At 51.8% G+C, this 25,910-nt stretch carries 13 protein-coding genes; 6 read left to right on the top strand and 7 right to left on the bottom strand.

What is annotated here, in order from left to right; all coding sequences use genetic code 11:
• Window positions 1–295: 295 nt before the first annotated feature.
• Both ACN0YH_RS23375 and ACN0YH_RS23370 read right to left on the bottom strand, forming a co-directional pair.
• Window positions 296–1,720, bottom strand: a complete 1,425-nt coding sequence (locus ACN0YH_RS23375; protein WP_417382010.1) for a hypothetical protein — start codon at window positions 1,718–1,720, stop codon at window positions 296–298.
• Between the two features lie 36 nt (window positions 1,721–1,756).
• Entirely contained in the window at window positions 1,757–2,974 is a 1,218-nt protein-coding gene (locus ACN0YH_RS23370) for a hypothetical protein (RefSeq protein WP_417382009.1), read from the bottom strand.
• A 154-nt stretch (window positions 2,975–3,128) separates the two neighbouring features.
• On the opposite strand from ACN0YH_RS23370, the gene ACN0YH_RS23365 reads away from it, so the two are divergent.
• Window positions 3,129–4,535 carry a hypothetical protein gene (locus ACN0YH_RS23365; RefSeq protein ID WP_417382008.1) on the top strand — a complete coding sequence of 469 codons (1,407 nt, stop codon included), beginning with the start codon at window positions 3,129–3,131 and terminating at the stop codon, window positions 4,533–4,535.
• A gap of 10 nt (window positions 4,536–4,545) precedes the next feature.
• Here the strand turns inward: ACN0YH_RS23365 and ACN0YH_RS23360 are convergent, their stop codons facing one another.
• Window positions 4,546–5,763 (bottom strand): sialidase family protein, encoded by a 1,218-nt coding sequence (locus ACN0YH_RS23360; protein WP_417382007.1) that lies wholly within the window; start codon window positions 5,761–5,763, stop codon window positions 4,546–4,548.
• A gap of 217 nt (window positions 5,764–5,980) precedes the next feature.
• Here ACN0YH_RS23360 and ACN0YH_RS23355 point away from each other — a divergent pair, with 217 nt between their 5' ends.
• Window positions 5,981–7,081 (top strand): cellulase family glycosylhydrolase, encoded by a 1,101-nt coding sequence (locus ACN0YH_RS23355; protein WP_417382006.1) that lies wholly within the window; start codon window positions 5,981–5,983, stop codon window positions 7,079–7,081.
• A 19-nt stretch (window positions 7,082–7,100) separates the two neighbouring features.
• Here ACN0YH_RS23355 and ACN0YH_RS23350 read toward each other — a convergent pair whose 3' ends face one another.
• Together ACN0YH_RS23350 and ACN0YH_RS23345 are read right to left on the bottom strand one after the other, a co-directional pair.
• The gene (locus tag ACN0YH_RS23350) at window positions 7,101–9,161 is read right to left on the bottom strand and encodes an isochorismatase family protein (protein WP_417382005.1); all 2,061 of its coding nucleotides are present in this window, start codon (window positions 9,159–9,161) and stop codon (window positions 7,101–7,103) included.
• 195 nt (window positions 9,162–9,356) lie between these two features.
• Window positions 9,357–11,132: a thioredoxin domain-containing protein gene (locus tag ACN0YH_RS23345; protein WP_417382004.1), complete on the bottom strand. Its 1,776-nt coding sequence runs from the start codon at window positions 11,130–11,132 to the stop codon at window positions 9,357–9,359.
• A 1,044-nt stretch (window positions 11,133–12,176) separates the two neighbouring features.
• Between ACN0YH_RS23345 and ACN0YH_RS23340 the strand changes: the two genes are divergently transcribed.
• The 4 genes from ACN0YH_RS23340 (at window position 12,177) to ACN0YH_RS23325 (ending at window position 22,608) form a co-directional block, all read left to right on the top strand.
• Window positions 12,177–13,289, top strand: coding sequence for a hypothetical protein (locus ACN0YH_RS23340; protein WP_417382003.1), 1,113 nt, complete (start codon window positions 12,177–12,179; stop codon window positions 13,287–13,289).
• 59 nt (window positions 13,290–13,348) lie between these two features.
• Window positions 13,349–16,936 carry a cytochrome c biogenesis protein CcsA gene (gene ccsA / locus ACN0YH_RS23335; RefSeq protein WP_417382002.1) on the top strand — a complete coding sequence of 1,196 codons (3,588 nt, stop codon included), beginning with the start codon at window positions 13,349–13,351 and terminating at the stop codon, window positions 16,934–16,936.
• 305 nt (window positions 16,937–17,241) lie between these two features.
• Window positions 17,242–20,055 (top strand): beta strand repeat-containing protein, encoded by a 2,814-nt coding sequence (locus ACN0YH_RS23330; RefSeq protein WP_417382001.1) that lies wholly within the window; start codon window positions 17,242–17,244, stop codon window positions 20,053–20,055.
• Window positions 20,056–20,247: 192 nt separating this feature from the next.
• Window positions 20,248–22,608, top strand: coding sequence for a right-handed parallel beta-helix repeat-containing protein (locus ACN0YH_RS23325; RefSeq protein WP_417382000.1), 2,361 nt, complete (start codon window positions 20,248–20,250; stop codon window positions 22,606–22,608).
• Between the two features lie 46 nt (window positions 22,609–22,654).
• Here the strand turns inward: ACN0YH_RS23325 and ACN0YH_RS23320 are convergent, their stop codons facing one another.
• Both ACN0YH_RS23320 and glnA read right to left on the bottom strand, forming a co-directional pair.
• Window positions 22,655–24,007, bottom strand: coding sequence for a carbon-nitrogen hydrolase family protein (locus ACN0YH_RS23320; RefSeq protein ID WP_417381999.1), 1,353 nt, complete (start codon window positions 24,005–24,007; stop codon window positions 22,655–22,657).
• A gap of 183 nt (window positions 24,008–24,190) precedes the next feature.
• A complete protein-coding gene (glnA, locus tag ACN0YH_RS23315; protein ID WP_417381998.1) occupies window positions 24,191–25,603 on the bottom strand; it encodes a type I glutamate--ammonia ligase in 1,413 nt (470 codons plus the stop codon).
• Window positions 25,604–25,910: the final 307 nt, after the last annotated feature.

Raw genomic sequence — 25,910 nt, 5'->3', positions numbered from 1 at the left:
TTTCAATAAACGAAGATGGCATCGACCCTGTAAAAACAGAGATAGAATTAATCAGAGGCGGAAACGCTCTACTCGTCGAAGATACCCATATCTGCTGGAAACCAGCAGCGCGAATGAACCTTGACCGGGCATCGAACCTGATTGAGAAAAGAAATGAAATCAGAGAATAACAACGAGTACGTAATGAAAGGATGAATATCTACTGATAGTAAAACCAGGATCCCAAACTGTCAACTTTTTTCTTGCCAAAAATGAGCAGTACGGGTTTCTCAATCAGCGGTCCGCCGAAAGTCTGTTATCTCCGCTGGGTAATAAATCGTTGCAAAATGAGCAGAAACCCGGGAATCGTCAGTAGATAGCCCGCCACGAGAAATCCCCAGCCAGCACCCACCGGTCCATAGGTTTTTCCCAGGTACCAGACCAGTACTCCCGTCATCAGTTGGGTCAGTGTATTCAAAACCAGAAATGGTTCCTGTTTAAACGGACGGATATACGCCATCACGCACTGGGAGATATGAATGGGAATGATGGCCAGAGTGAGTAAAACCGTCGGGTAGAGTGGCAGAATGCGTTGCTGCAGTTTCTGGATCAGATACCAGACCGGTTGCAACATCTCCCAGCCTGCGGGTAACTTTGTGCCCTGCAGTAACTGCAACACCCAGACGATCAGACAAAACAAAGTTCCCCCCGCCAGCAACACCATGGTGGAGACTTGCGCCAATCTTCGAAAGACGCGATTCAATTCGGGAATATTATTCTGCGATACCAGCGAACCAAATAGTGGTGCCCGCGTCAATAGCCAGGCGAAAGTAGCCATCTGCAGTGTCATCAATGCCGTCCAGGTCAGTCCCAGCCGACCGGCGACTTCGGGTCCCTGGTATTCAAACATTAACGGAATGACAAATGCGCTGGTAAAGTAAGTCGCCATCGCCTGCACCGCCAGCTTCCATTGAATAGGCCAGACCTCTTCCGACCAGCTGACCAGCGTCCCATTGCGATGTGGCAGTAGCGATGCAAAAAAACGACGATAACGAATACCAATCAGCCACAGTTCCCAGAACAGGCGCACGGCCGAAATCGCCACACAGGTCCAGATCCCGCCTCCACTGGAAATGACCAGCCAGGCGACCAGGGTCCCGGTAATACTTTGAAACGCCCGATAGCGGTTGGTGACCGCAACCTGGTCGCAGCCATCCAGCAGGGACAGACAGGGGGTTGCCATCAGCGTCAGCGCCGTCAAACCGGCTACACACAGCCAGGGGAGTTGCCAGTCCACGCCACTGGACGGTTGAGACGAAAAGAAATAATAGCCGGCTACTCCAATTCCGCCGACAAACAGCAGCCCGGCGACGGTGTACCATTTTATGACCAGCAGCAAGAGACTGCGCAAGCGTGAGAGGGCATCCGGATCACCGACCAGGGAACCCCGGTCATTGATTTCCAGCTTCGCCCATTCATGACTGGCCAGGTAAAGCGTCACGACCTGCATGCCCATCTCGACAAATGTCTGCAATGCGATCAGGGCACCGAACGTATAATAGTACCCCTGCAGTTCACTGGAGAAAAACGCGATGATCAGCAGCATCGTGATCGGACCGGAAACAAACTGCCAGCCTCGACCTATCAGCGCATAGAATACCGCCCGATTGACTTCCATTCGGTTGAGCAATCGACGAGGCCAACTGCGTCGTTGTGGTTGAGGTTCCCGCTGTTCGGTCATAAGCCGTGATCAATTCTCTTCTATGCTTCGTCTACCTCAACAAGCAGTCTCTGCTAATTCAGAAACGGCCCGCATCATAGTCTCTTCGGCCCGGTATAATTCTTCCGTCGTTTCAGAAATCAGTAACGTATTCACCAGTCGCAGCGTTTGACCGTTGATCTGGTCAGGTGATGTTGCAATCAATCGCGTGCGCGACTCCTGCGCGTCGGCAACACATCTTAACCAGTTTGAAAAGGGCTGGCCATACGACTCTTTCCAGGGGAAATGCAGCCAGCTGGCGACTTGCCCCGATCCCAGAAACCGCTGAAAGCCCAGCGCCAGCCTACCCATGGTAATGCGTGCATTCACATCCTGAATCGGGCGCCACTGTAATTCTCCCCGCTCATCGCGATACTGCATCGCATCGATGCCCAGGGGACCGGAGTAACCTGTCTGCTGAACACGCAAAGCCACGCGATGCCCCACTTCCATCGCCGGCTGCCATGATTCCCGCGTCTGCTCATCTACACAGATGCGACTGCCGCGATATTGACCGCGATCATCACACAACAGCAGCGCCAGTCCCAGCAATTCGGGTTCCCCCTGCTGCGGTATCTCAAACTGCAGTCCGGCTTCCGCGATGCGTCGTACCCACGGTTCCAGAAACAGAGGCTGCCGGGACGCGAACCGTTTTTTCGCCCAGTCCCTGATCTGATTCGCCACGCTGCTTCCCCGCCCCAGCATCCGCTCCCGCGCTGACATGCTGAAGTCAGCCTTGAGTACCCAGGCCGACTCTCGATCGTTCTGCAAAGGCAGCTCTGCAACCCCTGCCACCAGTTCCTCTATGCTTTTCACCTGACGACTGCCCGGCAGTGACACTCCCCATTTGGTTTCACATTGAAATGAAAAAGAGCGTGAGTTGACCGTTTTCACGGCGGCCAGATCGGGAGTATTCGCGGTGACCCCCTGCGCGTGCGCCAGTTTTACAACCGCTTCCGACCAGCCCCAGGGCACAAACTCCCGCAGAGCCGCGTGTTCACAACGCGGCCACTCTGAGAAGAATTCCACTTCCGGCAAACCGGATGCGGTCAAGTGTGTCATAAAATCGGGTGATACTGAACCGGGCAGATAGATCTGATCGCCGGCTTCCGCCATGCCCAGCCAGCAGCAGGCCAGTTGCAGATTCAACGCAGGCGTGGCTCCCCCCGACGCCGCGTAAACTTCACTGGCCAGTTGATGTTCGAAGTCAAAATTTCCCAGAAAGACACGACACATTGAAAAAACATTCAGCGAATAGAACACGACGGAAATGCAGGTTTCCAATATGAATAATCCATTATTCATTGGAGCCTGACTCTGATTTTCTGTTATACTGATTCCTGCCAGCCAGAACTATCCTCACACATGCTTTCTCAAGAAAGACAGCCCGATGCAGCCATTCCGCAATCATTCTGTTCTTCCTCTCTGCGTATTTTTGTTTTCCGTCCTGATGCTGAATGTTTCGCTGCAGGCGGAAGAACCATCCCAGACTAATCCACTACAGATCGCAACTTTTCAATGCGATATTACGCCCCCCATCGGCAGCCCGCTCTGCTATGGACATGTCTCGCCCGCAAAGGAAATTGTCGACCCCCTCAGTGCACGAGGCATTATCTTCCTGAACGCGGGAAAACCGATTGTTCTGCTGGCGCTCGACTGGGTGGGCGCCAATAATGGAACACAGGATGTCTGGAAAGAACGTCTGGCGTCGGCACTGGAAACAACCATGGACCGCTGTACGATTCACTGCCTGCATCAGCACGATACGCCCGGGGTCGATATTTCGACGAATGACCTGCTTGAGCAGAATGGCCTGAAAGAAGTCATGTATGATACCGCTTATGTGGAAGATGTCATGCAGCGCACCATTGCGGCAGCAAAAGAGAGCCTGTCACATCCTCAGTCCGTCACGCATGTGGGTACCGGCAAAGCCAAAGTCGCGCAGTTTGCTTCGAACCGTCGTATTCTGGGCACGGATGGAAAGGTTAAAATTGTGCGATTCAGTTCTTCCCGCAATCCTGCTGCCATCGCAGCCCCGGAAGGGACTATCGACCCGTATGTCCGCGTTCTCAGCCTGTGGAACAAAGATGAACCGCTGGTGGTACTCAGTTATTATGCCACACATCCCCAGAGTTATTACGGTAAGGGAGGCGTCAGTTGTGATACTGTCGGCCTGGCCCGTGCGATACATGAAAAACAGACCCCGGGGACGTTACACATTCACTTCAATGGTGCGGGCGGAAACATCGGCGCAGGAAAATACAATAACGGCGCCCCCAAAAACCGCCCCCTGCTGGCACAACGCCTGGCAGACGGAATGAAACAAGCCTGGGACTCGACGAAAAAAAGTCCGCTTACTGCCAACGATGTGGACTGGAAAGTCAAACCTGTGCTCCTTCCGCTGAGAGACACGCTGGATGAAGCGACTCTCACTGGCATCTTGCAGAACCCGCGTGCAAAACTTACCGATCGCATCCGGGCCGCCCGCGATCTGAATTATCTGCAGCGAACCACAGCGGGCAAAACCATCGACCTCACTCGTCTGCAACTGGGTTCCGCTCAGATCATTCATATGCCGGGTGAACTGTTTGTGGAATATCAGTTAGCAGCGCAGAAGCTGGCACCGAATGATTTCATTTGCATGGCTGCTTACGGAGACCAGGGCCCCGGTTACATCGGCACGACAATCGCCTATTCCCAGGGAGGTTATGAAACCGGCCGCGTCTCCCGGACTGCTCCCGAAGTGGAAGCGACCCTCATGCTGGCACTCAAGGAATTAGTCGGTACAAAAGATTAATCTCAGCAACTTAATTATCCTGGCGTGAAGGCCGGGACCATTTGATGCGGGCCGTGTAAATCCGGTTATTACTACCGTACTTTTCGATGCCGATCGGCTGCATCCACTCGGCGACGGTGACCCAGGTTTCGCTGGGGCTGAGATTCACGACGGCGAAGTTTCCCATCCGCGCCCCTTTTTCCGGTACGATAATCCGCTCCGTCTTGCGAATGACTTGTAGTGTTTTGGGATCGACTTCCGCCATAAACAACGGTGCCCGATGCCGAAATACATGGTCGTTGTTCGCACCGCGCCGCGTATAGACCAGATACAGACCATCGCTGTGGGTCACCCAGTGCTGCTGCGTGTTATAATTCCCCAGTTCTTTACCGTCATCAAATTTCCAGACAAGCGGCTCGGAATAATTCAGCCCGTCATCGCTAACCGAGACATACCCTTTCTCATCATTTCGCATTGTCAGATAGAACTTATCCTGATACTTCGTGATGGAAGGTTCGTACAGGCCCCGCTTGACGGGAATCGTATGTTCGCTGCCATGCTTTTTGTAAGTCAGCTTTTCGCCGTCAAAGTCGCATAATACGACCGTGGTGCTGTACTGCTTTGTTCCTTTTTTCTTGAAGTAGACAGGCAGAAGAATACTGCCATCTTCCAGATCAAATCGCTGTGCGGAACCGGCGCCGCAGTCTTCGAACCGGGGTTCGTCCGGCATGCTCATGGTGGTCCAGTTGGACCAGGTGTTGTCTTTTTCATTATAGACTGAATAAGCCACACTCCGCTTGCGGACGTGCATGACTTTATTATTTTCATAGCGTACGGTATGCCCGGTTCCCAGTAGTTTTTTGGTTTTCGCGTGCCAGCCGGGCGTGAAATCACAGACCGCGATCTCATGCTTGTCTGATAAACGCCTTCGCGCTAATGTATCATGTTTGATCGGCCCTACCCAGTTTTCTCCGTCAGTCGTTCGCATTTCGTTCAAAGCGTAGAACACATCCGAACCGGTTAACAATAGTTTCTGCATTGTCAGTACAACCGTCGCCGGGAAAGGACCTGCTTGAGGAATCGCGCCGGTGCGGGCCTGCACCCAGCAGGTTTTGCCATCGAAGCCTTCGGTGACAACGCGTAAATCAACTTCATAATCGAGTGGTTTCGCGGAATCCTCAGCAGAGAGACGGGCCATTCCCGTAAACAACAAGACAAGTGTCAGACAAACGAGATTGATCGATTTCATGGGAGCCTCTCTGTGATTTGTAGAAGTAAGATCTTTTTACCATACGCAGATTGAGGGGAACTCTCAAGACTTCTGCTGTATCTGGAACCGGAGGACCTGCGGCAACCGGTATTGCATTCTGCGGAAACGCTGTCCAAAATAAAACTGGCAAACGAAACAGGCAGGCGGTTCCTCCGATCGCGATGCCCCTTTCGACTCTTATTCCAGGAACAGTCCAATGCGAATGTGCTCACTGATCGCAGTCCTTACTTTCTGCTGCTTATCGAATCTCCCGGCGGCAGACCTCGACTTTATCCGCATTAGTGCAGACGGGAAATCCTTTGTCACTGCACAAAACCAGAAACCCTTTGTTCCCTGGGGATTTAATTACGACCACAACGGGCAAGGTCAGCTGCTGGAAGATTACTGGCAGACTGACTGGAAACAGATCGAACAGGATTTCGTCGAGATGAAAGAGCTGGGTGCGAATGTCGTTCGCATCCATATTCAGTTTGGCAAGTTCATGTTGACTGTAGATCAGCCGCGCGAGGAAGCGTTGCAGAAACTGAGTGAGCTGCTGCGGCTCGCCGAACGCGTCGGGATCTATATTGATCTGACCGGACTGGGCTGTTATCACAAACAGGATGTCCCGGCCTGGTACGATCAACTGACCGACCAGGAACGCTGGCAGGCGCAGGCTGTTTTCTGGGAAGCCGTCGCGAAACAGTGTGCAAAGAGCCCGGCCATTTTCTGCTACGACCTGATGAATGAACCGGTGGTGCACGCCGGTAAGAAACAGGGAACCGACTGGCTTGGACCTGCCTTTGGCGACAAACATTTTGTGCAGCGCATTACTTTAAGCCCTGATCAAAGGTCTCGACCTGAAATCGCTGCTGCCTGGATCAAGACACTGGTGAAGGCGATTCACAAGCAAGACCAGCGGCACTTAATCACAGTTGGCATGGTTCCCTGGAGCCTGGATCGCCCTGGTCTGCGGTCCGGCTTCGTACCTGACAAGGTCAGTCAGCATCTTGATTTTATCTGCGTACACCTCTATCCGGAAACGGGCAAGGTAGACGAGGCCATGGAAACACTCAAAGGCTTCGACATCGGCAAACCGCTGGTGATAGAAGAAACCTTTCCGCTCAAAAGTTCGCCGCAGGAATTCGAGGAATTTCTGTTGAAGTCCCGAAAATACGCGGATGGCTGGATTGGCTTCTACTGGGGTAAGTCACTGTCTGAATACAAACAGGAAAAAACCATCGCCGCTGCGTTGATGACGGGCTGGCTGGAGTTCTTCGTCAAGAACGGACCAAAATTCAAAGGAGAGACAGAATAAATTCGGACGCTGATTTTCTTCAGGGCTGAAATACAATGTCTGTTATGGTTCCGAATTTCGCCGGTAAAGGCATATTGGCAAAGTCGGAATCTTTACCCACCCGATACTGCCAGCGTCCTGCGAGAGGCAGTGTGCTTTGACTGGATATCAGCCGCGGTGCAGAGGCAAAATCAGTCTCACCCGCCTGGCCTGTCACCTGGAGCACAATCAGGTTGGCATCATTCCCATAGACCGAATGACGATCCAGTTGAAAACCCTTCTCCGTCGACTTTAAAGGTGTGCCATTCAACCAGGCGCGGACTTGTGTATCGTCAGCGTTCCCCGCTGTTAACTGTAATGTTTTGCCGGTTTTCCAGGTTTCGGGAATCCGCACCACGCAGCGATACCAGCGGCTTTGGTCGGCTTTCGCCGTCGACCCGTTTCCCGGGACTTCAACGACTGACCAGTGGGGCGCGTCATTCAACGATACTTTTTCCGAGACTTTGACTTGGGCCGGATTGAGGCCGGCAGCCCAGTAGATTCCATTCGCCAGCAGCCTGACAAATTCGGGCTGTTTAAAGTCTCCCGGGTGTCCCAATGAAGTGTAAAACGATTTACCGCCATCTTTGCGCTGGAAAGTCCAGGCGACCGGCTCGACTGGTTTACCCGGAATCTCTGCGGTCATCAATACCGTGGTGCCTTTCGCCAGCGGAGAAACTTCGTACAGCGAATAGGCCTGGGGGAATGGTTTACCAGGGATACCATCCAGAATCGGATTTTTTCTCTGTGCCGGATTAATGGTCACCATCGATTTGAGATCATTGGCATGGTGGCCCGTATAATTGCCGCCGAAGACGTAAGCATCGAATTCCGTCCAGTCAGCGTAACCTGCCGGTGGTTCTTTTCCGCGAAGTGAAAAGGCATGGCTGGCAGTACGGATTCCCACAACGGGTTTACCGGCTTTCACGTATTTGCGAATCGCCTGCATCGCCTGTTTGGGCAGCACGCGACGCCGCACGCTGAACAGGACCACGTCGGCATCGTTGATCGTTTCGATTCCGGGGATCAGATTCCGATCCTGTTCATCGGCATAAACGAGACTGACGCGAAAGTGCTTGCCCAGGTTTTCCGCGGCAAACTTCGGCAGACTGATGTTCGTTTCATATTCGGCTTCTGCCATTACGATTAAGAGATGCGGCCGCTGATCCTCTTTGAAAACAAATGCCTGATCGCCGAGAAGCTGATCACTGGTGATCGTCGGGCAGACATATTTCTCGATGTGCGAAACAATCAGATCATTACCAGTAAAGTGACTGACGTAAGGCCAGCGCTGGGGGTTATACATGGTGTCTGTCAGATCGCGGACCAGAACCACATTCTTGCCGTTCTGCTTCAACTGCCGTAATCCAAACGGGCGCCCCAGGACACACATATTGGTATGCACGCCGGTCAGGATCACATTTTTAATCCCACGGCTCTCCAGGATCCGCCAGACTTCATCCCCTTTGTCGCTAATGAAATCCTGTTCGCCATTGATGGTGATCATCGGGGACTGGCTCTTCCAGGGTAGTGCTGGATTGCGACCCAGGTCTTTCAATTTTTTGGCCCAGGCAGCGTGTTCTTCTGGATCATCGTCTTCTCCCCCATCGGACTGATCCAGGGGATAGACGGCGCGCTCTTCCGCTGGAATTTTCGAACACCAGTTTTCAATGCCTGCAGGTACCGGACCACTCGAGGTGACCTGCATGGCACGTTTTCGCGCGGGATGACCTTGATAAGCGGGCATGCAGTCACTGGGGGCATGAATGATGGTGACTCCCTCTGCACGCGCTGTCTGCAACAGTTGATTCAGACGCGGGGCAAACTGTTCCAACCGCTTGACTGCATTCAGACAGTGATGATAATCCCAGACATCACAGACAATGATGGCGGTCTCAGACGGTTTCCAGTTCTCAGAACGTTGCAGCCGATGAAAGCGACCGGTGTCTTTCCCCGTTTCCTGCTGATAGCGCAGTTGCAGGTTCAGATCTTTCGCCGACAGTGAAGTTGCTGAGATCACAATCAGGCTCAAGCAGGCAGCCAGTTTATATAAACTCTTCACGTGATGTCTCCTGGTGGCAGGCAACGGGGTAGACCCGTGGAATGGATTCGACTGCGGTCAATCGCAGGCTGTTCATTTTAAAGGAGCCAGGCAGTAGAACAAAAGTCTGAGAGCGAAAAACAAAAAAACCAGCCAGAAAAGTCATCTGCTTTTCTGGCTGGTGTTCGGTTCGTAATTAAATTTCATCGCGTCGATTTATTGACGCGAATCTGCAGAACGACGGTAACGTCGCAGTTGCTGTTCAACTTCCTGGATTTTTCCCTGACGCGCTTCACGGGAGACAGACGTTTTATTGGCGGTCTGTGTAAAGGAAGCAGGAGTGCGAAAACCTGTCACTTCGGGTTGAGATGTACTCCGCATCCGGTTGACCCGGGCCGTACGTGGCAGGCTGCGGTTGATACGCTCTTGCTGCAGATTTTGTAGTGGTTGATCTGCCTGGCTCAGTTTTTCTGCTGGTTGAAAACGGGCCGAAGTGGGGGTGGGCTGATTATCCACTTCACCTGACAGGTAAGATACAAATTTCGAGCTGGCTTTGTTGATGATCACAACCCGGCTGGCAGACTGTGGTTTATTCAGGGGGCGGATGATGCAGACGACTTCTGCTTCGCCGGCCTGATCCAGGGCAGCCTGCAGTTGAGACAGGTCCGGATTGCCGGTAGTACCTGATGCAACCGGCTGACCGCTGGGCATGGCCCGCTCCAGAAATTCATCGAGAATTTCCTGATTGGTTTCTACTGTCATTTCACGAGGCGATTCGCTCATCGCCAGTTTGACTTCGGGGACCGGTTCTTCAACAGCCGGTTCTTTATAGATGGCAGTCAACTGGGCTTCATCCAGCAGTTTATGGATCATCGGCAGACCTACATACAGACCACGTTTCTCGTCTTTTTCGACAGCGAAACAGACGCCAACCAGGTGACCCGAGCGGTCAAACAATCCGCCCCCGGAACGTCCCTGTACTGGCATGCCTGTACATTCAATATTGTCAGGTCCCAGAAAACGGTTCAGTTCCGTCACCTGGATTTTTTCCAGTGTGGGGAGCGCACCGCCGTTACAACCGATGCTGGCGACGATATCGCCTGCTTTGACTTCTCTTTCAATCCCAGCAACTTTAGCCGCGGAAACGACGCCTGAGGTGGGAATGGAAATCAGGCCGACATCGGCCTGCATATTGTAGCGAACCAGTGTTCCCACATAGGTATCAAATTTCTCTCCCTGGAAGATATCGACTTCAATTACCGAATCGCTTTTCAGTTCACTGAAGATATGACTGCAGGTCATAATCAACGTCCGGCCGACGGCACTATGGATGACGGTTCCAGATCCCAGGTCCATGCCTTTTTTGTCTTTAACGCGAATGCGAACCGTGCTGGCACGCCAGTTAATGATTTCACGCTGAGGAGCAGTATCGGCCAATGGATCGCTGGCGGAGTCGCCGAACTGGGCACGGATCACTGGTTCTTCCACCGGGACCGACTCTTCTTCTTTAGATTTACCAAAGAAGGGGATATTAAAGCCTCGCGATTTCTTTTCCGGTTTCGTTTCGTTTTGAGTCAGTTGAACGGGAGTCTCTTCTGATTTGCTGAGTCGTCTCTCATTGGCAGCGAAAACAACGGGCTTTTCGCGAGCAGGTTGTTCTGGTTCAGCGCTGGGGATGCGAGCCAGCATTCTCCGCAGGTTGCTCTCGGTCGTTGATCCGACCGAACGAGCGACCTCTCTGCCATCAACGACCAGTACAAAAGCGGGGATACTGGAAACATTAAAACGTTTTGCCAGATCAGGCTCCTGATCGACGTCTACTTTTTTGATGGGATAACCTTCACGCTTTAAACGTGAAATTAAGGGACTCATTTTCTGACACGGGCCGCACCAGGTGGCAGTAAAATCCAACAGCACACCTTTGGGTGCCGCTGCCTGTGCTGATCCGGAAAGTAACACTACTGTAAGAAAGGCTGTCGTCAAAAACCTCATCTACCAACTCCTCAAAAAGGTTGGTTTCAACGCGCAAGGCGTTTTAAATTCAGATAAAGGGGTATTCTCTCTTAGCTCAAGCCAGGCATCAGAACGTGATTGCGGCTGAGAGCAGGCAACCTGAATGGTCGCCGATAGCAGAGAAGCAGTGCGAGCGGACAACTGTGGGAACCCTCTTAAAATCTGAAGAGATTCGACAGTCTGAATATTCACAGCCCGATTGAACGTATCAACGAGCGATGTCTGTGAAAGTTGCTTCACTATGCGGCTTCCATGCCTAACGGTTGTAACCAGCAGACTGCTGGCGATCTGGGTAGTTTAATGGGGAATCGAGCCCGGTCTTCCTGACCAACTGCTCTGAAACACTTGAATTGTCGGTTCCGTACCTGTGTACTTATTATCATTTAGAAATGGGAGCAGAGTCCCATTTGTGACGGGTCAGTTAAAGTTCATGCATCTGGTGTACCAGAAAGTTAAATTATTTCGCGAAAAATTCGCAGGAATGCGTAAATACATTAAAGAGAATTCCTTGTAAATAGAATTTTCTCTGGAAGCTTTTACAATCGCCTCTCAGAGAAAACTTTTTCATGACTTTTTTGCAAGGCATTGTAATTTTTACCGCAATTTTCCCGTTTTTTTTGAGGCACTTTCTACAGGCCGATTGTGGTGGCAGTACTGGGAGAATGCTGAGGTTTTTAGCAGCAGGTCGGAACTGGTTGTGTACTTTTCCGCTCGAGAGCAACTATAATAGAATAGATGTCCGCCGTTGATGCACGGCAATAAAAACGGGCGGGCATAAAGTTGTGTAAGACACTACTGGAAAACAACTTAACAACCTGCAGAAAGACATTCTTTCTTATACACCCACCTTGAACATTTTTACAGAATCTCTTTCTGTGACTCTTTAAGTATCCGAAATACCCACAGCCAGGCTTGCAGAATTGATTTCAAGCTGAGAATTCAGTTCCCGGTTCAGCCGTCCCTATATGCAACAGAGAGCCGCCACAGAAAACTTTTATTTGATCTTCTATTTGATTGAGACACATGAAACAGATATGCCTCGTAACTCTGATCGCGTTCATTACCCTGACAGTCGGCTGCCAGAAACAGGATGAAATCACATCCTACACGGTTTCCAAGGATGCCTCCCAAGAAGATTCCTCTCGCCCCAACATATCGGCTGCCCCTGCGAAGCCAACACGCATGCTGGCGGCAATCGTGCCCGGCAGCCCGCAGAACTGGTTTTTCAAAATGACCGGGGAACCGGATCAGGTCAAAGCGGAATTCGAAAACTTCATCCAGTTTATGAAATCCGTCACCCTCAAGAATGACAAGCCGGAATGGAAGCTGCCTGATAACTGGACTCAGGAGCCGGGTAATTCCATGCGATTTGCCACACTGAAGGTCAAAGACACGGCCCCTGCCCTGGAGCTGTCCGTGATGCCGCTTCCCGCGCGGGATGATCAGACAGAGGACTTACTGTCTAACATCAATCGCTGGCGCGGACAGGTGGGTCTGGATTCGATTTCAGAAGATGACATCAAGGCGGCTACCGGCAAATCACCGGCGCTCGATACCGAATTGTTCACGCTCAAATCAGGGGACGAGACGATTTCGGTCGTCAGTCTGAACGGAAAGATGGCCGGCAACCCCATGAGCCGCGCCCCGTTTGCCTCGGGCATGATGGGGGGACCGGGAGGTCCTGCAGCAGAACCATCGAATCCTCCTGCTGCTGCTGCCCAGATCAAATATGAAACCCCCGAGGGCTGGCAACCTGGTCGTAGCGGCGGTATGAGAAAAGCGGCCTTCAACATCACCGGTGGTGGCGAAACCGGCGAAGTCACCGTCATCGATCTGACCGGAGAGAGTAATCCACTTCTTCTGAATGTCAATCGCTGGCGGGGGCAAGTGGGCCTGAAAGACATCACTGAAGCCGAACTTCCCCAACAATCCGAGCAGCTGAAAGCCGGCGATCTGGAAGCCACTTATGTCAAACTGATTGGCCCCGAAGATGCAAAACCACGCATCGCGATTTTAGGAGCCATCATCTACCGGGATAACCTGGCGTGGTTTGTGAAATTCACAGGCCCGGTCCCACTGGCCGAACAGGAACAAGACCGCTTCAAACAGTTCGTGCAATCGATCCGGTTTGAATAACAACTGACGATACCCTGCTCTACGATTTTTTACTTGAGTTTTCAATTCAGGATAAAACCATGGCGACCAATACCCTTCCCGATCAAACAGACGAATCAGCCACACTCGGATCCGATTCCGGGTCCACGAACTTCAATGAAACGTTTTTGAAGTTTCTGACGCCCCTGGCTTCGTTGAAACTGACTGTGGTTCTGTTTGCGATGGCCATTTTTATTATTCTAGCGGGCACCCTCGCACAGGTGAATAAAGACATCTGGGTCGTGATCGACGAATACTTCCGCACGGGCATTGCCAAAATTGAATTCAAAATCTTTTTCCCCCCTTCCTTCTTTCCAAGCCTCGACCAACAGAATATCCCCGGCTTTATCTACTTCCCGGGAGGCTGGCTGATCGGCTTCCTGATGGGCCTGAACCTGTTTGCAGCCCACTTCATTCGTTTTAAAGTTCAGGCAAAAGGCAGGCAGCGGACTATCGGCTGGACGATCATTGCGATTGGATCAGTGGTCACATGGCTGGTGATTGTCAGCGGGGCTAACAAAGAAGGTTTCCAGGGATACTCGCTGTTGAGCTGGCAAGCTTTATGGTGGCTGCTGGAACTGGGAGTCGGGATCGCAACCGTCGCGGGCTGCATCCTCTTTTTCTACATCGATAAACAGCGTAGAGCAGAGCGCGGCTTGATCCTGGGATTCACGATCCTGCTGGGTTGTCTGTTGGCCTGGTTTATCTCACAGGGACAGGCAGCGCGGTTTAGTGATGCCTCCATGCGAATTCTGTGGCAATTGATCAAAGCCACTTTTGCCGGCTGTGTCCTGCTCTCCGGTTGTGTTTTCCTGTTCAAGAAACGGGCGGGAGTCGTATTACTGCATGCAGGCGTCGGCCTGATGATGCTCAGCGAACTGATCGTCGGCACGATGGCCGTCGAAACCCAGATGACCATCTCCGAAGGAGAGACCACCAATTTCGTACATGATATCCGCGAGATTGAACTCGCGATCATTGATGAGACCGACCCCAAAGAAGACAAGGTCACCGTCATCCCCAAATCGATTCTGCTGGCAAAACAGGGAGAAGTCGTCTCAGATCCGAAACTCCCCTTCGCCTACGAGCTGGTCAAATATTATCCAAATGCATCTCTGCGTAAAGTAAGTTCTTTGACTCCGGAAGAACAGAAAGAGACTGAGAACCCCGCCACTGCCGGGATTGGTCTGGACTGGGTCGCGCTGCCGGTGCGGAGTGCCAGCGGTACCGATATGGGTGGCGGCGTCGACACGCCGGCTGCCTACATTAAAGTCATTGACAAAAAAACGTCGGAGTCCACAGGTGTGTATCTGGTCGACCTGGAAATGGCGTTGCAGGAAATCGGACAGCCAGTGGTCATGGACGGCACGCCTTATCAGCTCTACCTGCGTTTCAAACGTTATTACAAACCGTATTCCGTCACGCTCAACGATGTCCGAAAGGATGATTATGCGGGCACCAATACGGTGATGAGTTATTCCTCCGATATTAAACTGGTCGACCCGGAAAATAACGTCGACCGGGAAATCAAAGTCTGGATGAACAACCCGCTGCGTTACAGCGGAGAAACGTTTTACCAGAGCGGCTATCATGCTGATCCGACGACTGGAAAGGAAATGACGACCCTGTCCGTCGTTACCAATGTCGGCTGGATGATTCCTTACGTCTCCTGCATGATCGTGGTGGTCGGCATGCTTTATCACTTCATGATCACTCTGTTGCGATTCCTGGGGCGACGCGAAAAGCAGCGAACCGAATCATCAGAGGTCGATGAGTTCCTGCCTCCGGGTAAAGAAAACGATCTCGCCTGGCAGAAAAGAGCACGCCTGCAGGTTTACCTGGCTAACTACCTGATCCCAATTATGATTGTCGTCATTTTTGGCGGCTATCTTATGAGTAAGGCTCGGGTGCCCAAACCTGACTCCAAAGAAATGAATCTATACGAATTTGGTCAGTTGCCGATTTTATATGAAGGCCGAACCAAGCCAGTGGATACTCTGGCCCGTAATAGCCTGCGGATTATCTCGGGTAAACAGGAATTCATCGATCAGAACGGCAAGAAACAACCTGCCATCAAATGGTTCCTGGATACCATTGCCAAGCCACAGGATGCCTTTGAATACGATGTGATTCGGATTGAGAATCCTGAGTTATTACACACGCTGGGTCTGACAAAACGTGCCGGCTTCCGTTATTCGTTTGACGACTTTATCGAAAAAATCCCCGAGCTCTCCAAACAGTCTGATCTGGCACGACAGGCAGGCAAAGGGAAAGCAACCCTGTACCAGTCACGCGTACTCGATCTGGAAAAGAAAATCGGTACCGTTGATCTGCTGATTCAGTCATTCAAGCCGCCGGAAATCCGGGCTGAGTCAGCCCGCGATGACCTGATTGAAGCGATCCGCCGCCATGGGGCGCTGGAACGTCGCAATCCTCCCCGCGCCATTCCCCCGGGAGGCGAAGAGGAGAAAGAGGATGACTGGCAAACCTATTCGTATGCCTGGACCCGCGATCTGGTCAAAGCCAGCTTCGCGCAAGATAAAGAAAATGAAGCCACCCAGGCCTGGACCAAAATTCTCGTCGCCTATGCCAGTGGAGATGTCGGTGAATTCAATAAAGAAGTTCATAACTACCAGGTCTGGTTGAATAAGCACAAAGCAGATCTGCCTCACACCAGTCTGTCCAAAGTAGATTTCGAAGCCTTCTTCAATCACTTTGAACCATTTTATTATTGCTCTGTACTTTACATAATTGCATTTGTGATGGTCTGTTTCTCTTTCTTATTCTGGACCAGACCCCTGGGCAACGCAGCATTCTGGCTGATCTGCCTCACATTCTTTGTGCATACACTCGCGCTGATTGGCCGGATTTATATTTCGGGACGCCCACCGGTCACCAACCTGTATTCTTCAGCAGTCTTTATCGGCTGGGGTGCCGTGCTGGCGGGAATCGTCATTGAAAAAATGAACCGACTGGGGATCGGTAGTTTACTGGCTTCGGTCGCTGGATTTTCGACACTGCTGATTGCCCACATGCTCGCCGGTGATGGCGATACGTTTGCTGTTCTCCAGGCTGTTTTAGATACACAATTCTGGCTGGCGACCCATGTTGTCTGCATTACACTGGGATATGCGGCGACCTTTGTCGCCGGGCTGCTCGGTCTGTTTTATATCCTGTGGGGCACGTGCACTCCCCGCATGACAGCAACCGCAGGCAAAGAAGTCATTCGCATGTTGTATGGCGTCCTCTGCTTTGCCATCATCCTGAGTTTCTTTGGTACCGTACTCGGTGGTCTGTGGGCCGACGACTCCTGGGGCCGCTTCTGGGGTTGGGACCCCAAAGAAAATGGTGCATTGATCATCGTGCTCTGGAATGCACTGGTGTTACACGCGCGCTGGGGTGGCATGGTCAAAGACCGTGGTCTCGCGATGCTCGCAATCGGGGGAAACATCGTGACCAGTTGGTCCTGGTTTGGTGTGAACGAGCTTGGTGTCGGCTTGCATTCTTACGGCTTCACCGAAGGTGTCTTGAAGGCGTTGGGGCTGTTTATGCTCTCACAACTTGCCGTAATGGCCATCGCGCTGATTCCACAAAAACAATGGTGGAGTTTCAAAAAGCAGGATGTCTGAGTGAGGGTAAATATCGAAATAGCAGTTGTTTGCATCAATCCTTTGTAGCTGAATTGCAGCCTCTCAAGTCAGACTGTGTTCAGTGTTACTGTTGTGTCTCAAGGAGTATTGGGATCGCGTATCATCGTAGGAGAGATGTGATGCATTCCAGGGTGAATACTCAAGCCAATCGGCAACCTTAACCTATCCTTCCTGACCAGCAAAGCAATCAACATTAGATCCCCTACCTGAAAGAACCGCTTCAGCCCTACATTTTGTTGTGACGAAAGAACTTATAACTTTACGTCTATAACGGAATGGATTCCATGAAACGTGTTTGTTTTGCTTTTCTGCTCACGCTCTGCGTGCCAGGTATGCTCCTTGCCCAGCCTGTTGATCCGGCCTATGAAGAGCCGGGGTTCGAAAATGAAAACTATGGCGGGGATGCCTCTGAACTGTTCGGAGATTCTGGCTGGTTCGGCCGTTATCGACCCCATTTCGGTTACCGCTACGAAGCTGGTGACACCATCGGACGCATCGGCGGACTTTCCTCCTTTGATGCTTTCTTCCCACTGCTGGAAGGGGAAGACAGCGACTGGCTGACCTTCATCGATGCGCGGCTGCTGCTGGGTGACGACAATCATAATCTGGGTTCGAATGTTGGCGTCGGTGCCCGTCAATATATACCCGAATATCAACGCACCATCGGGGCCTATATTTACTACGACACCCGTGACGCAGGTTATGCCAACTTCGATCAGGTCTCCGGCGGTATCGAAACTCTGGGAGACATCTGGGATGCGCGGCTCAACTGGTATGTTCCTACCGGCCAGACACGTAATCAGTATGGAACAACACACACCAGTGGCGGGAGCTATAAATTCGTCGGCCACTATCTGACGGGTGGAACATTTACCCGTTACTATCAGGCCGCGATGAAAGGTCTGGATATGGAAGCAGGTGCCAAATTCTACTCCAACGAATCGATGGACCTTCGCGCCTATGCAGGCTGGTACCATTTTCAGGCCAAAGGCAGTCAACAGGCCTGGGGTTGGAAATCCCGGATTGAGAGCCGCATCTCTGATGTGGTTTCATTGAATCTGGGCGTGCAGAACGATCGAGTTTTCAATACGACCGTCAACTTTGCAGTCGGCATTCAGTGGCCCAGTATCACTGGCCTGCGGGGAGGCCCCCGTTCTGACCTGAAAGCCTGGGATCGACTGGGTGAAAGCCCCGAACGGCTCCGCAGCATTGTCGTTGCCAATCAGGAAATCCAGGATCCGGATGGCGGCCTTGTCATCGATCCTACCACGGGATTGCCTTTTTACTTCATGCACGTGGCTACCGGCGGCAACAGCGACGGTTCTTATGAAGACCCGTATGCAACACTGGCCGCTGCCTTTGCTGATCCGCGTACACAACAGGGTAATGTGGTTGTCTACGATCACCGCAACGGTATGGAAACAGGCGACTTTACTCTCGCAAACAACACGCAGGTCCTTTCAGCAGGACCGACGCAGTTCATCACTTCCACCATCGGCCAGATCCAGTTGCCTGACTCCGGCACTGGCATCAACCCCGATATCACGGGTAGCTTCACTCTGAATAACCGCAGCGTGCTGTCCGGGTTTGATATCACCACCACTGGTGCCGGTTCTTCGATTATTGCCAATGGCGTGGGGAACCTGATGGTCTCGAACAATACGATCAATCATAACGGAGCTGGTACGGCAATCAGCCTGACAAACTTAACCGGCCCCGCGACGTTCGATCAAACCCCTCTTACGAAAACAGATGGGCTGGGCGTTTCAATTACGGGGAGTTCAAATGCGGCTGACGTGACCTTTACCAACAGCTCCATTACGAATACGAATGGCAATGCAGTCGTCATTGCGAATTCTGGCGGAACAATTGAGTTCGGTCAAATCACAACCACCAATGGATCGACGGCCGTTGATATCGACGACAGCTCCGCGAATATCACTATTGCTGAGTTGAACACTAATAACACCACTCTGGCGCCACTCGATATCAAAAATGTCACAGGGAGCGTCACACTCAACGGCGGAACACTCGATAACAGTGGATTCTCTGCCGTCCAAATTGCTGACTCGAAGAATATCACCATCAAAAACACTACCATCAACTCACCAACGACATATGGTATCATCGGATTGAATGTTGAGAACTTCAATTTCTCTTCCAATACGATCAACAATGCCGACTCTGATGCCATTTCGGTGAGTGGTATTGGAAACGGCACCATCAGTGATAACACGATCCGAAGTATTGTGACCGGTTTCGCTACAGGTATTGATGTCACCCTCAATGGAAATGCGAATGTTGACATCGACAATAACACCATTACCAGTGTGATTGCGCTTGCCGGTCAAGCCATTAGAGTGAATGTCAGTTCCGGAAATGTGAAAACACAAATTCGAGACAACCAGATCACCAGTATCGCGAACGCATTTGGTGACGCAATTGTATATACAGGTAACTCGACCGGCGTCATGAACACTACTATTACCGGCAATACCATCCAAAATACGGCAGGTGTCTTCGGTAACGGGATTGACGTGCGGTATAACAATGGTTCCGCCACCACAATAATTTCGCAAAACACCATCGACTCGGATGACCTGGTCAACCTGTTTGGCGCAGGGATCTATCTCAATCTGGATACCACCGGAGCCACAAATACCACAATCAATCAAAACACGATCTCCGACGATAACCTTGCTGCTTTGTTCGGCGACGGTATCGCCATTGACATCGATCGAGGTACGAACAACAGTGTCTTCATCAACAACAACCAGATCGCACAATCCGGTGGAATCTTTGATGACGGAATTGAGATCCTGATGGATAACGGCGCGGGCGCCTCTGCGAATGTGCAGGTGCAAAACAACCGGTTAAATGGCAGTGCCGGCGTCGGCGGACGTGGCCTGGATGTCGCTATCTTCTCACCCGATACGATCTTTATGGATGTCACAGGGAATACTACGGACACTGCACTGGACTTCTTCGCCGGTGTGGGCGGTACCATCAATGTGGAAGATTTGACCAATCTGTCTGTAAACAACAATGGCGCCACCATCAACCTGTTAGGCGGCGGAACCATCCAGAACACTCCCTGATCTTTGTTGAATCAATGATCTGACAGCTTGTTGTGAGCCGAACAGCTCACTACCCATCCTGTTTTAACTAACCGGAACAGGCCGCTTGTTCACACATGTTTTTTCTGAACTATTCTCTAGACCTCTCGTTTCCTCGTCGAAGATTTCCATAGGTTTTGAAAGTAATGTGTTGCATCAAGTGGAATGGACTCCATGAAATCGTTCTATATCGGGCTGCTGATTTTGATTTGTGTCCCCGGCTCGCTGCTGGCTGACACTTCTGAGGTTCTCCCGGCCCCGGAATCACAAAACGTGAACGGTAATGTGTCAGAACTCTTTGGCGACTCGGCCTGGTTCAGGCGTTACCAACCGCATTTCGGCTACCGCTATCAGGCCGGTGATACCATTGGTCGAATCGGAGGACTCTCCTCACTGGATGGCTTCCTGCCTCTGCTCGAAGCAGAAGACGGCAACTGGCTCACCTTTCTCGACGCACGACTGCTGCTGGATGACCAGAATCAGAACCTGGGTTCTAATATCGGCCTTGGTGCCCGGCAGTATCTGCCGGAATGGGGACGCACCATCGGCGGATATGTTTATTATGATACCCGCGACACAGGCACACGTAATTTCAGCCAGGTCTCAGGCGGTATTGAAACACTGGGTGACCTGTGGGATGCCCGTATGAACTGGTATGTGCCTACAGGCAGCAGACGCTCACTGGTCGGCACATCACACACCCTGGGCGGGCCCAGTCAGTTTGTCGGGCATTATCTCTATGGCGGAATTCTAACCCGCTACTACCAGGCCGCGATGACCGGCGTGGATATGGAAGCGGGACGAAAAATTTTGACCAGTGACTCGATGGATGTGCGGGCGTTTGCCGGCTGGTATCATTTTCAGGCACCGGGCAGTCAGCAGGCATGGGGCTGGAAAACCCGTGTGGAGAATCGCATTTCAGACAGGGTCGCTTTGAACCTGGGTGTGCAAAACGATCGCGTATTCAATACGACGGTCAACTTTTCTGTTTCGATCACATGGCCGAGTATCACGGGACGGCGCGATGGACTCAAAGCCGACATCCCCGCCCGCGATCGGCTGGGAGAATCGCCGGAACGTCTCCGCAGCATAGTGGTCGACAACCAGTCCATCCAGGATCCCAATGGGGGACTGCTGATCAATCCTGCCACGGGGAACCCGTATTACTTCATGCACGTCGCCAGTGGAGGGAACAGCGATGGCTCTTACGAAGATCCGTATGCCACGTTAGCAGCCGCCTTTGCCGATCCGCGGACGCAGGCCGGTGATGTCGTAGTCTACGACCACCGGGGGGATTCGGAAACCGGCACATTCACTCTCGCCGATCAAACCCAGGTCCTCTCGTCCGGTCCAAGCCAGTTTTTAAACACCCAGATCGGACAGGTCAGTCTGCCCGATTCGAATACCGGACTGACTCCCCAGGTCACAGGAAGTTTCATCCTGGCAAATAACAGTGTGCTGTCCGGGTTTAATATTACCAGCGGCAGTGCCAACCCGGCTGTCATAGCGGATGGCGTACAGAATATAACGATTGCCAATAATACGATTTTAAACGGCTCAACATCCGGTATTGCCATCGAAAACTCGCAGGGAATTACCATTCAGAACAATACCCTGCAGGACGTCAGCGATGATGCCATCGAGATCGAAGACAGTTCCGGAAACATTACGGTCAGCAATAACACGATTAAAAGTGTTTCTACAGCCTTTGATGACGCGATTAGCGTGGAACTCAACGGCGATACTGATCTGACCATCGACAACAATATCATTTCCAGTCTCGTGCAGACTTCTGACAACGGGATTAACGTCTCCACGACTGCCGGTAATATTACAACCCGGATTCGCAACAACCAGATCTCCGGTGTCGACTTCTCGCTGGCTGGTGGAGTCAGATATTCGGGTAGTTCTACTGGTTTCGCACAGACGACGATCACTGACAACATCATCATGAACGACGACGACAGTATTGCTGGATCAGCCGTTTTCAATGGAATCTATGTCAGTTATCTGAACGGGTCGGCAAATACAGATATCTCTAATAACCAGATCGTCAGCAACGATCATGCCACGAACGGCAGAGGAATCTGGCTGAACTATCAGACCAGCGGAGCCACAACAACCACCGTCAATAATAATATCCTCTCTGACTACACCGACTCTAACGTCTTTTATTACGGCCTGATTGCCGAAATAAACCAGGGGACGAACCATGACTTTTTCATCACCAGTAACAGGATCGGCCCCAACCTGTTTAATGTGCGTGTCGATGTGAAAAACGGGGCAGCGGCAAATATGCGGGTCACTCAGAATATCTTTGCAGACAATGCAGGCACAAGTGGCGACCTGCTGATCTATTCGGAAAACGCCGGCTCTGATTTGACCATGTCAATCTTTGGTAATACGGCTCACAAACCATTCGACTTCACGACGAATTCTGGAGGCATTATCAGAATCCAGGACCTCTCGGGTCTCTCAGCCAACAATAACGGTATCACCGTCAATACTACGGGTAATGTCGTGAATGCTCCGTAGGAATATTCGCATCTGATTCATCGCAGCCGCGTGACTCCAAATAGCGTCAGGGTTTCGTCTCCACAATCGGACGATGGCGTTCGATCTGAGATTTAAAATCTCCCAGGCTCTGCCAGTACAACGGGTGATTCAGATCCACCTCGGTAATTGCGATGGTGCCCCATTCTTTCGCCTGTGCCAGTGGCTTGCCGTCATGTCCGTAAATCGCGGAAATCATCCAGTTGGAAGAGGTATCCGTGTAGGTGCTGCTGATGACGTACACATGATTTTCACAGGCGCGTGCGGCACCAAGCAGGGGATTGCAGCCCCAGACCGGCCAGGCGATGACCTCGGCTCCATTCTTGCTCAGTTCCCGGGCGACTTCCGGAAAGAAGCCGTCGTAGCAGATCATCATGCCGACTTTTCCGAAACGGGTTTCAAACACGGGATACTCGTTCCCCGGTGTGACGCCCCCTTCGATCTCGCCGCGGGGAAGGGTGACTTTGCGATACTTGCCGACCATTTTTCCGTCGGGACCAATCAACACAGCGACATTATAAACCAGATGCGCTGCCCGTTCGTAAAGACCGACGACAATATACAAATCGTGTTTTTTAGCCAGCTCACCAAAGTACTTAGTGGAAGGCCCCGGGATCGGCTCCGCGGTTTCGGCATAGGTCAGCCCGGTGCCGAAAACCGTAATGGATTCGGGGAGCACGACCAGATCTGCATTCTGCTCCGCGGCCTGCTCAATCAACTCCGCGAACTGGGCGGGTTTGTCACTCGGTTTTTTCCCTGCCTGGGGACGATGATGGATTGTCGCCAGGCGTACGATGCGGGGCTTTAAATCTTTGGTCTGTTTTAAACTGATATCGCTCCACAGAATTTGTGAATGGGGTGGGCCCCAGCGAAAATGTAATTCCACTTGAACCTGCGTCGCTTTTACAGGAGCACGGTAAATACCGGCGACCTTTGTCCAGCCGGCGTTTGTTTCCTGGTCTCCGGGAAATTCCGGTTCCGCCCGGGGATGTTCTCCCGGTCGATAAGAGGCGAACGAGGGGTTATCCCGCGTGACACGTTTTCCGTTTTGATCCAGCCAGATCAGACGTGCTGTTCCAGCACGGCGGACCAGGTCGATGCCTTCGTTTTTTCGCAGTGCCCTGAATTCATAAGTCTTTCCCCCTTCGACGGGGAACGCCTTCTGAATGTGTCCCATCAAACCTTCACGGCCATCCGCCTGAATGAGAAAGGCGCCGCGTTGATCGGGGCCGGCGTCCGCTTTCCAGGAAATATCAGGACGCAGTTCTTCGCGAGGCGTCATCGCCTGCCAGCCATCGTGCAGTCCTGTCTCGCCTGCACGTCCAGACTGGTTGGAAAGCAGTAATACAAGAAAGAACAGTATACCAGAGGCACGTTTCATGAGGACTTCTCCGGGAACGGAATATCGTGTTTGAAGCTGGTTACAGAAAGCAGGGTCAAAACCCCGGCATCAAACATGGTACCACAACAGACTCGTCAAGACAGCAGAAAACGCGGTTTTCGTCTCCTGCGCAACGTGCTCGGACGCGAGTTGAAAGTTTTTTTGAGCCTGGATATCGCCGATTTAAATATCGTAGTACATCGCGAATTCGTACGGATGGGGGCGCTCACGCAGCGCAGCGACTTCCTGATTGGTTTTGTACCAGATCCAGGTATCGATGACATCTTCGGTGAAGACATCGCCGGTCAGCAGAAACTTATGGTCATCGCGTAATGCCTGCAGTGCATGTTCCAGTGAATCAGGCACGCTGGGGAGTTCGGCCAGTTCGTCCGGTTTCAGATCGTAGATATCTTTTTCCAGGGGGTGTCCGGGGTCGATCTTGTTCTGAATCCCGTCCAGCATCGCCATTAATACCGCCGACATCGCCAGGTAGGGGTTGGAAGAGGAATCGGGGCAGCGGAATTCAAACCGTTTGTTTTCAGGGTGGGGACTGTGCACGGGAATGCGGATCGCCGCCGATCGATTGCGGTAACTATAGGTCAGATTGATGGGTGCTTCAAAACCGGCAATCAGACGTTTGTAACTGTTCGTGGTCGGACAGCAGAAGGCAAACAGCGCCGGCGCATGTTTGAGGATCCCCCCCATGGCGTACATGCCCATCTCGCTGAGTCCGCCATAGCGTGAACCTGCGAATAATGGCTTGCCTTCTTTCCAGAGCGACATATGCAGATGCAGTCCGGAACCGTTGTCATTCCATAACGGCTTAGGCATGAAGGTCGCAGTTTTGCCATGCCTGACGGCGACGTTTTTGACGATGTATTTGTACCGCAACAGATTGTCAGCGGTCTTTAACAGCGGCGCGTATTTCATATCGATTTCGCACTGACCGCCGGTCGCCACTTCGTGGTGCTGTGCTTCGACATCGACGCCACACTCCATCAGCGCCAGCATCATCTCGGTGCGGGCTTCCTGCAGGGTGTCCGCGGGCGGTACGGGGAAGTAACCTTCCTTATGGCGAATTTTATAACCGGCATTGGAGGAGCTACCTGCTTTGCCGCGATTCCACTGCCCCTCGATACTGTCCACATGGTAATAGCATTCGTGCTCGTTCTGATCGAAGCGCACGTCATCGAAGATAAAGAACTCTGCTTCGGGTCCAAAATTGGCCACATCGGCAATTTTTGTCGACCGCATGTAGCTTTCTGCTTTTCGGGCAACATTGCGCGGATCTTTGGCATAGTCTTCCCGGGTAATCGGGTCCTGAATATTACAGGTCATCACCAGGGTATTGGACATAAAGGGATCCACGAAGGCGGTATCCGGTTGGGGAACAACCAGCATGTCGCTTTCATTTATCGCTTTCCAGCCACGCATTGAGGAGCCATCGAAACCAAAGCCATCTTCGAAACTCTTCTCTGCCAATATCTTAGCAGGAATAGTGAAATGTTTTTGAGTTCCGGGAAAATCCATAAACCGTAAATCTACGGCCTGAATTTCTTTTTCACGACAGAGGGCGAGCACTTCCCGAGGAGTCATCTTATTTTCCTGATCTGAGTTAGTCATTCCTTGAAGATTCTATGGTAATACAGAATATCTTAATAATGCAAAACATATACCATTCCCATATTTTGCACAATTATCAGGCAACTTGTACCGTTAGTATAGGTTCTTTTGATCTAACCGTTCTCAATCTTACTCAAAATGACTGGCTCTGACCCGATCCAAGAAAGGCCAAGCAATACTGTACATACAAATCCGTTCCGGGATATTTTGATTGACCGTCAGTTGGGAATGGGTTTCTGACGCTGCAATATCCAAAACTTAACTGAGGCTTCACACCACG

Source organism: Gimesia sp. (genome assembly GCF_048262075.1).
Classification (GTDB): Bacteria; Planctomycetota; Planctomycetia; order Planctomycetales; family Planctomycetaceae; genus Gimesia.
Note: the sequence above shows the minus strand (reverse complement) of the source record. Positions and strands in the feature narration are given on the sequence as shown.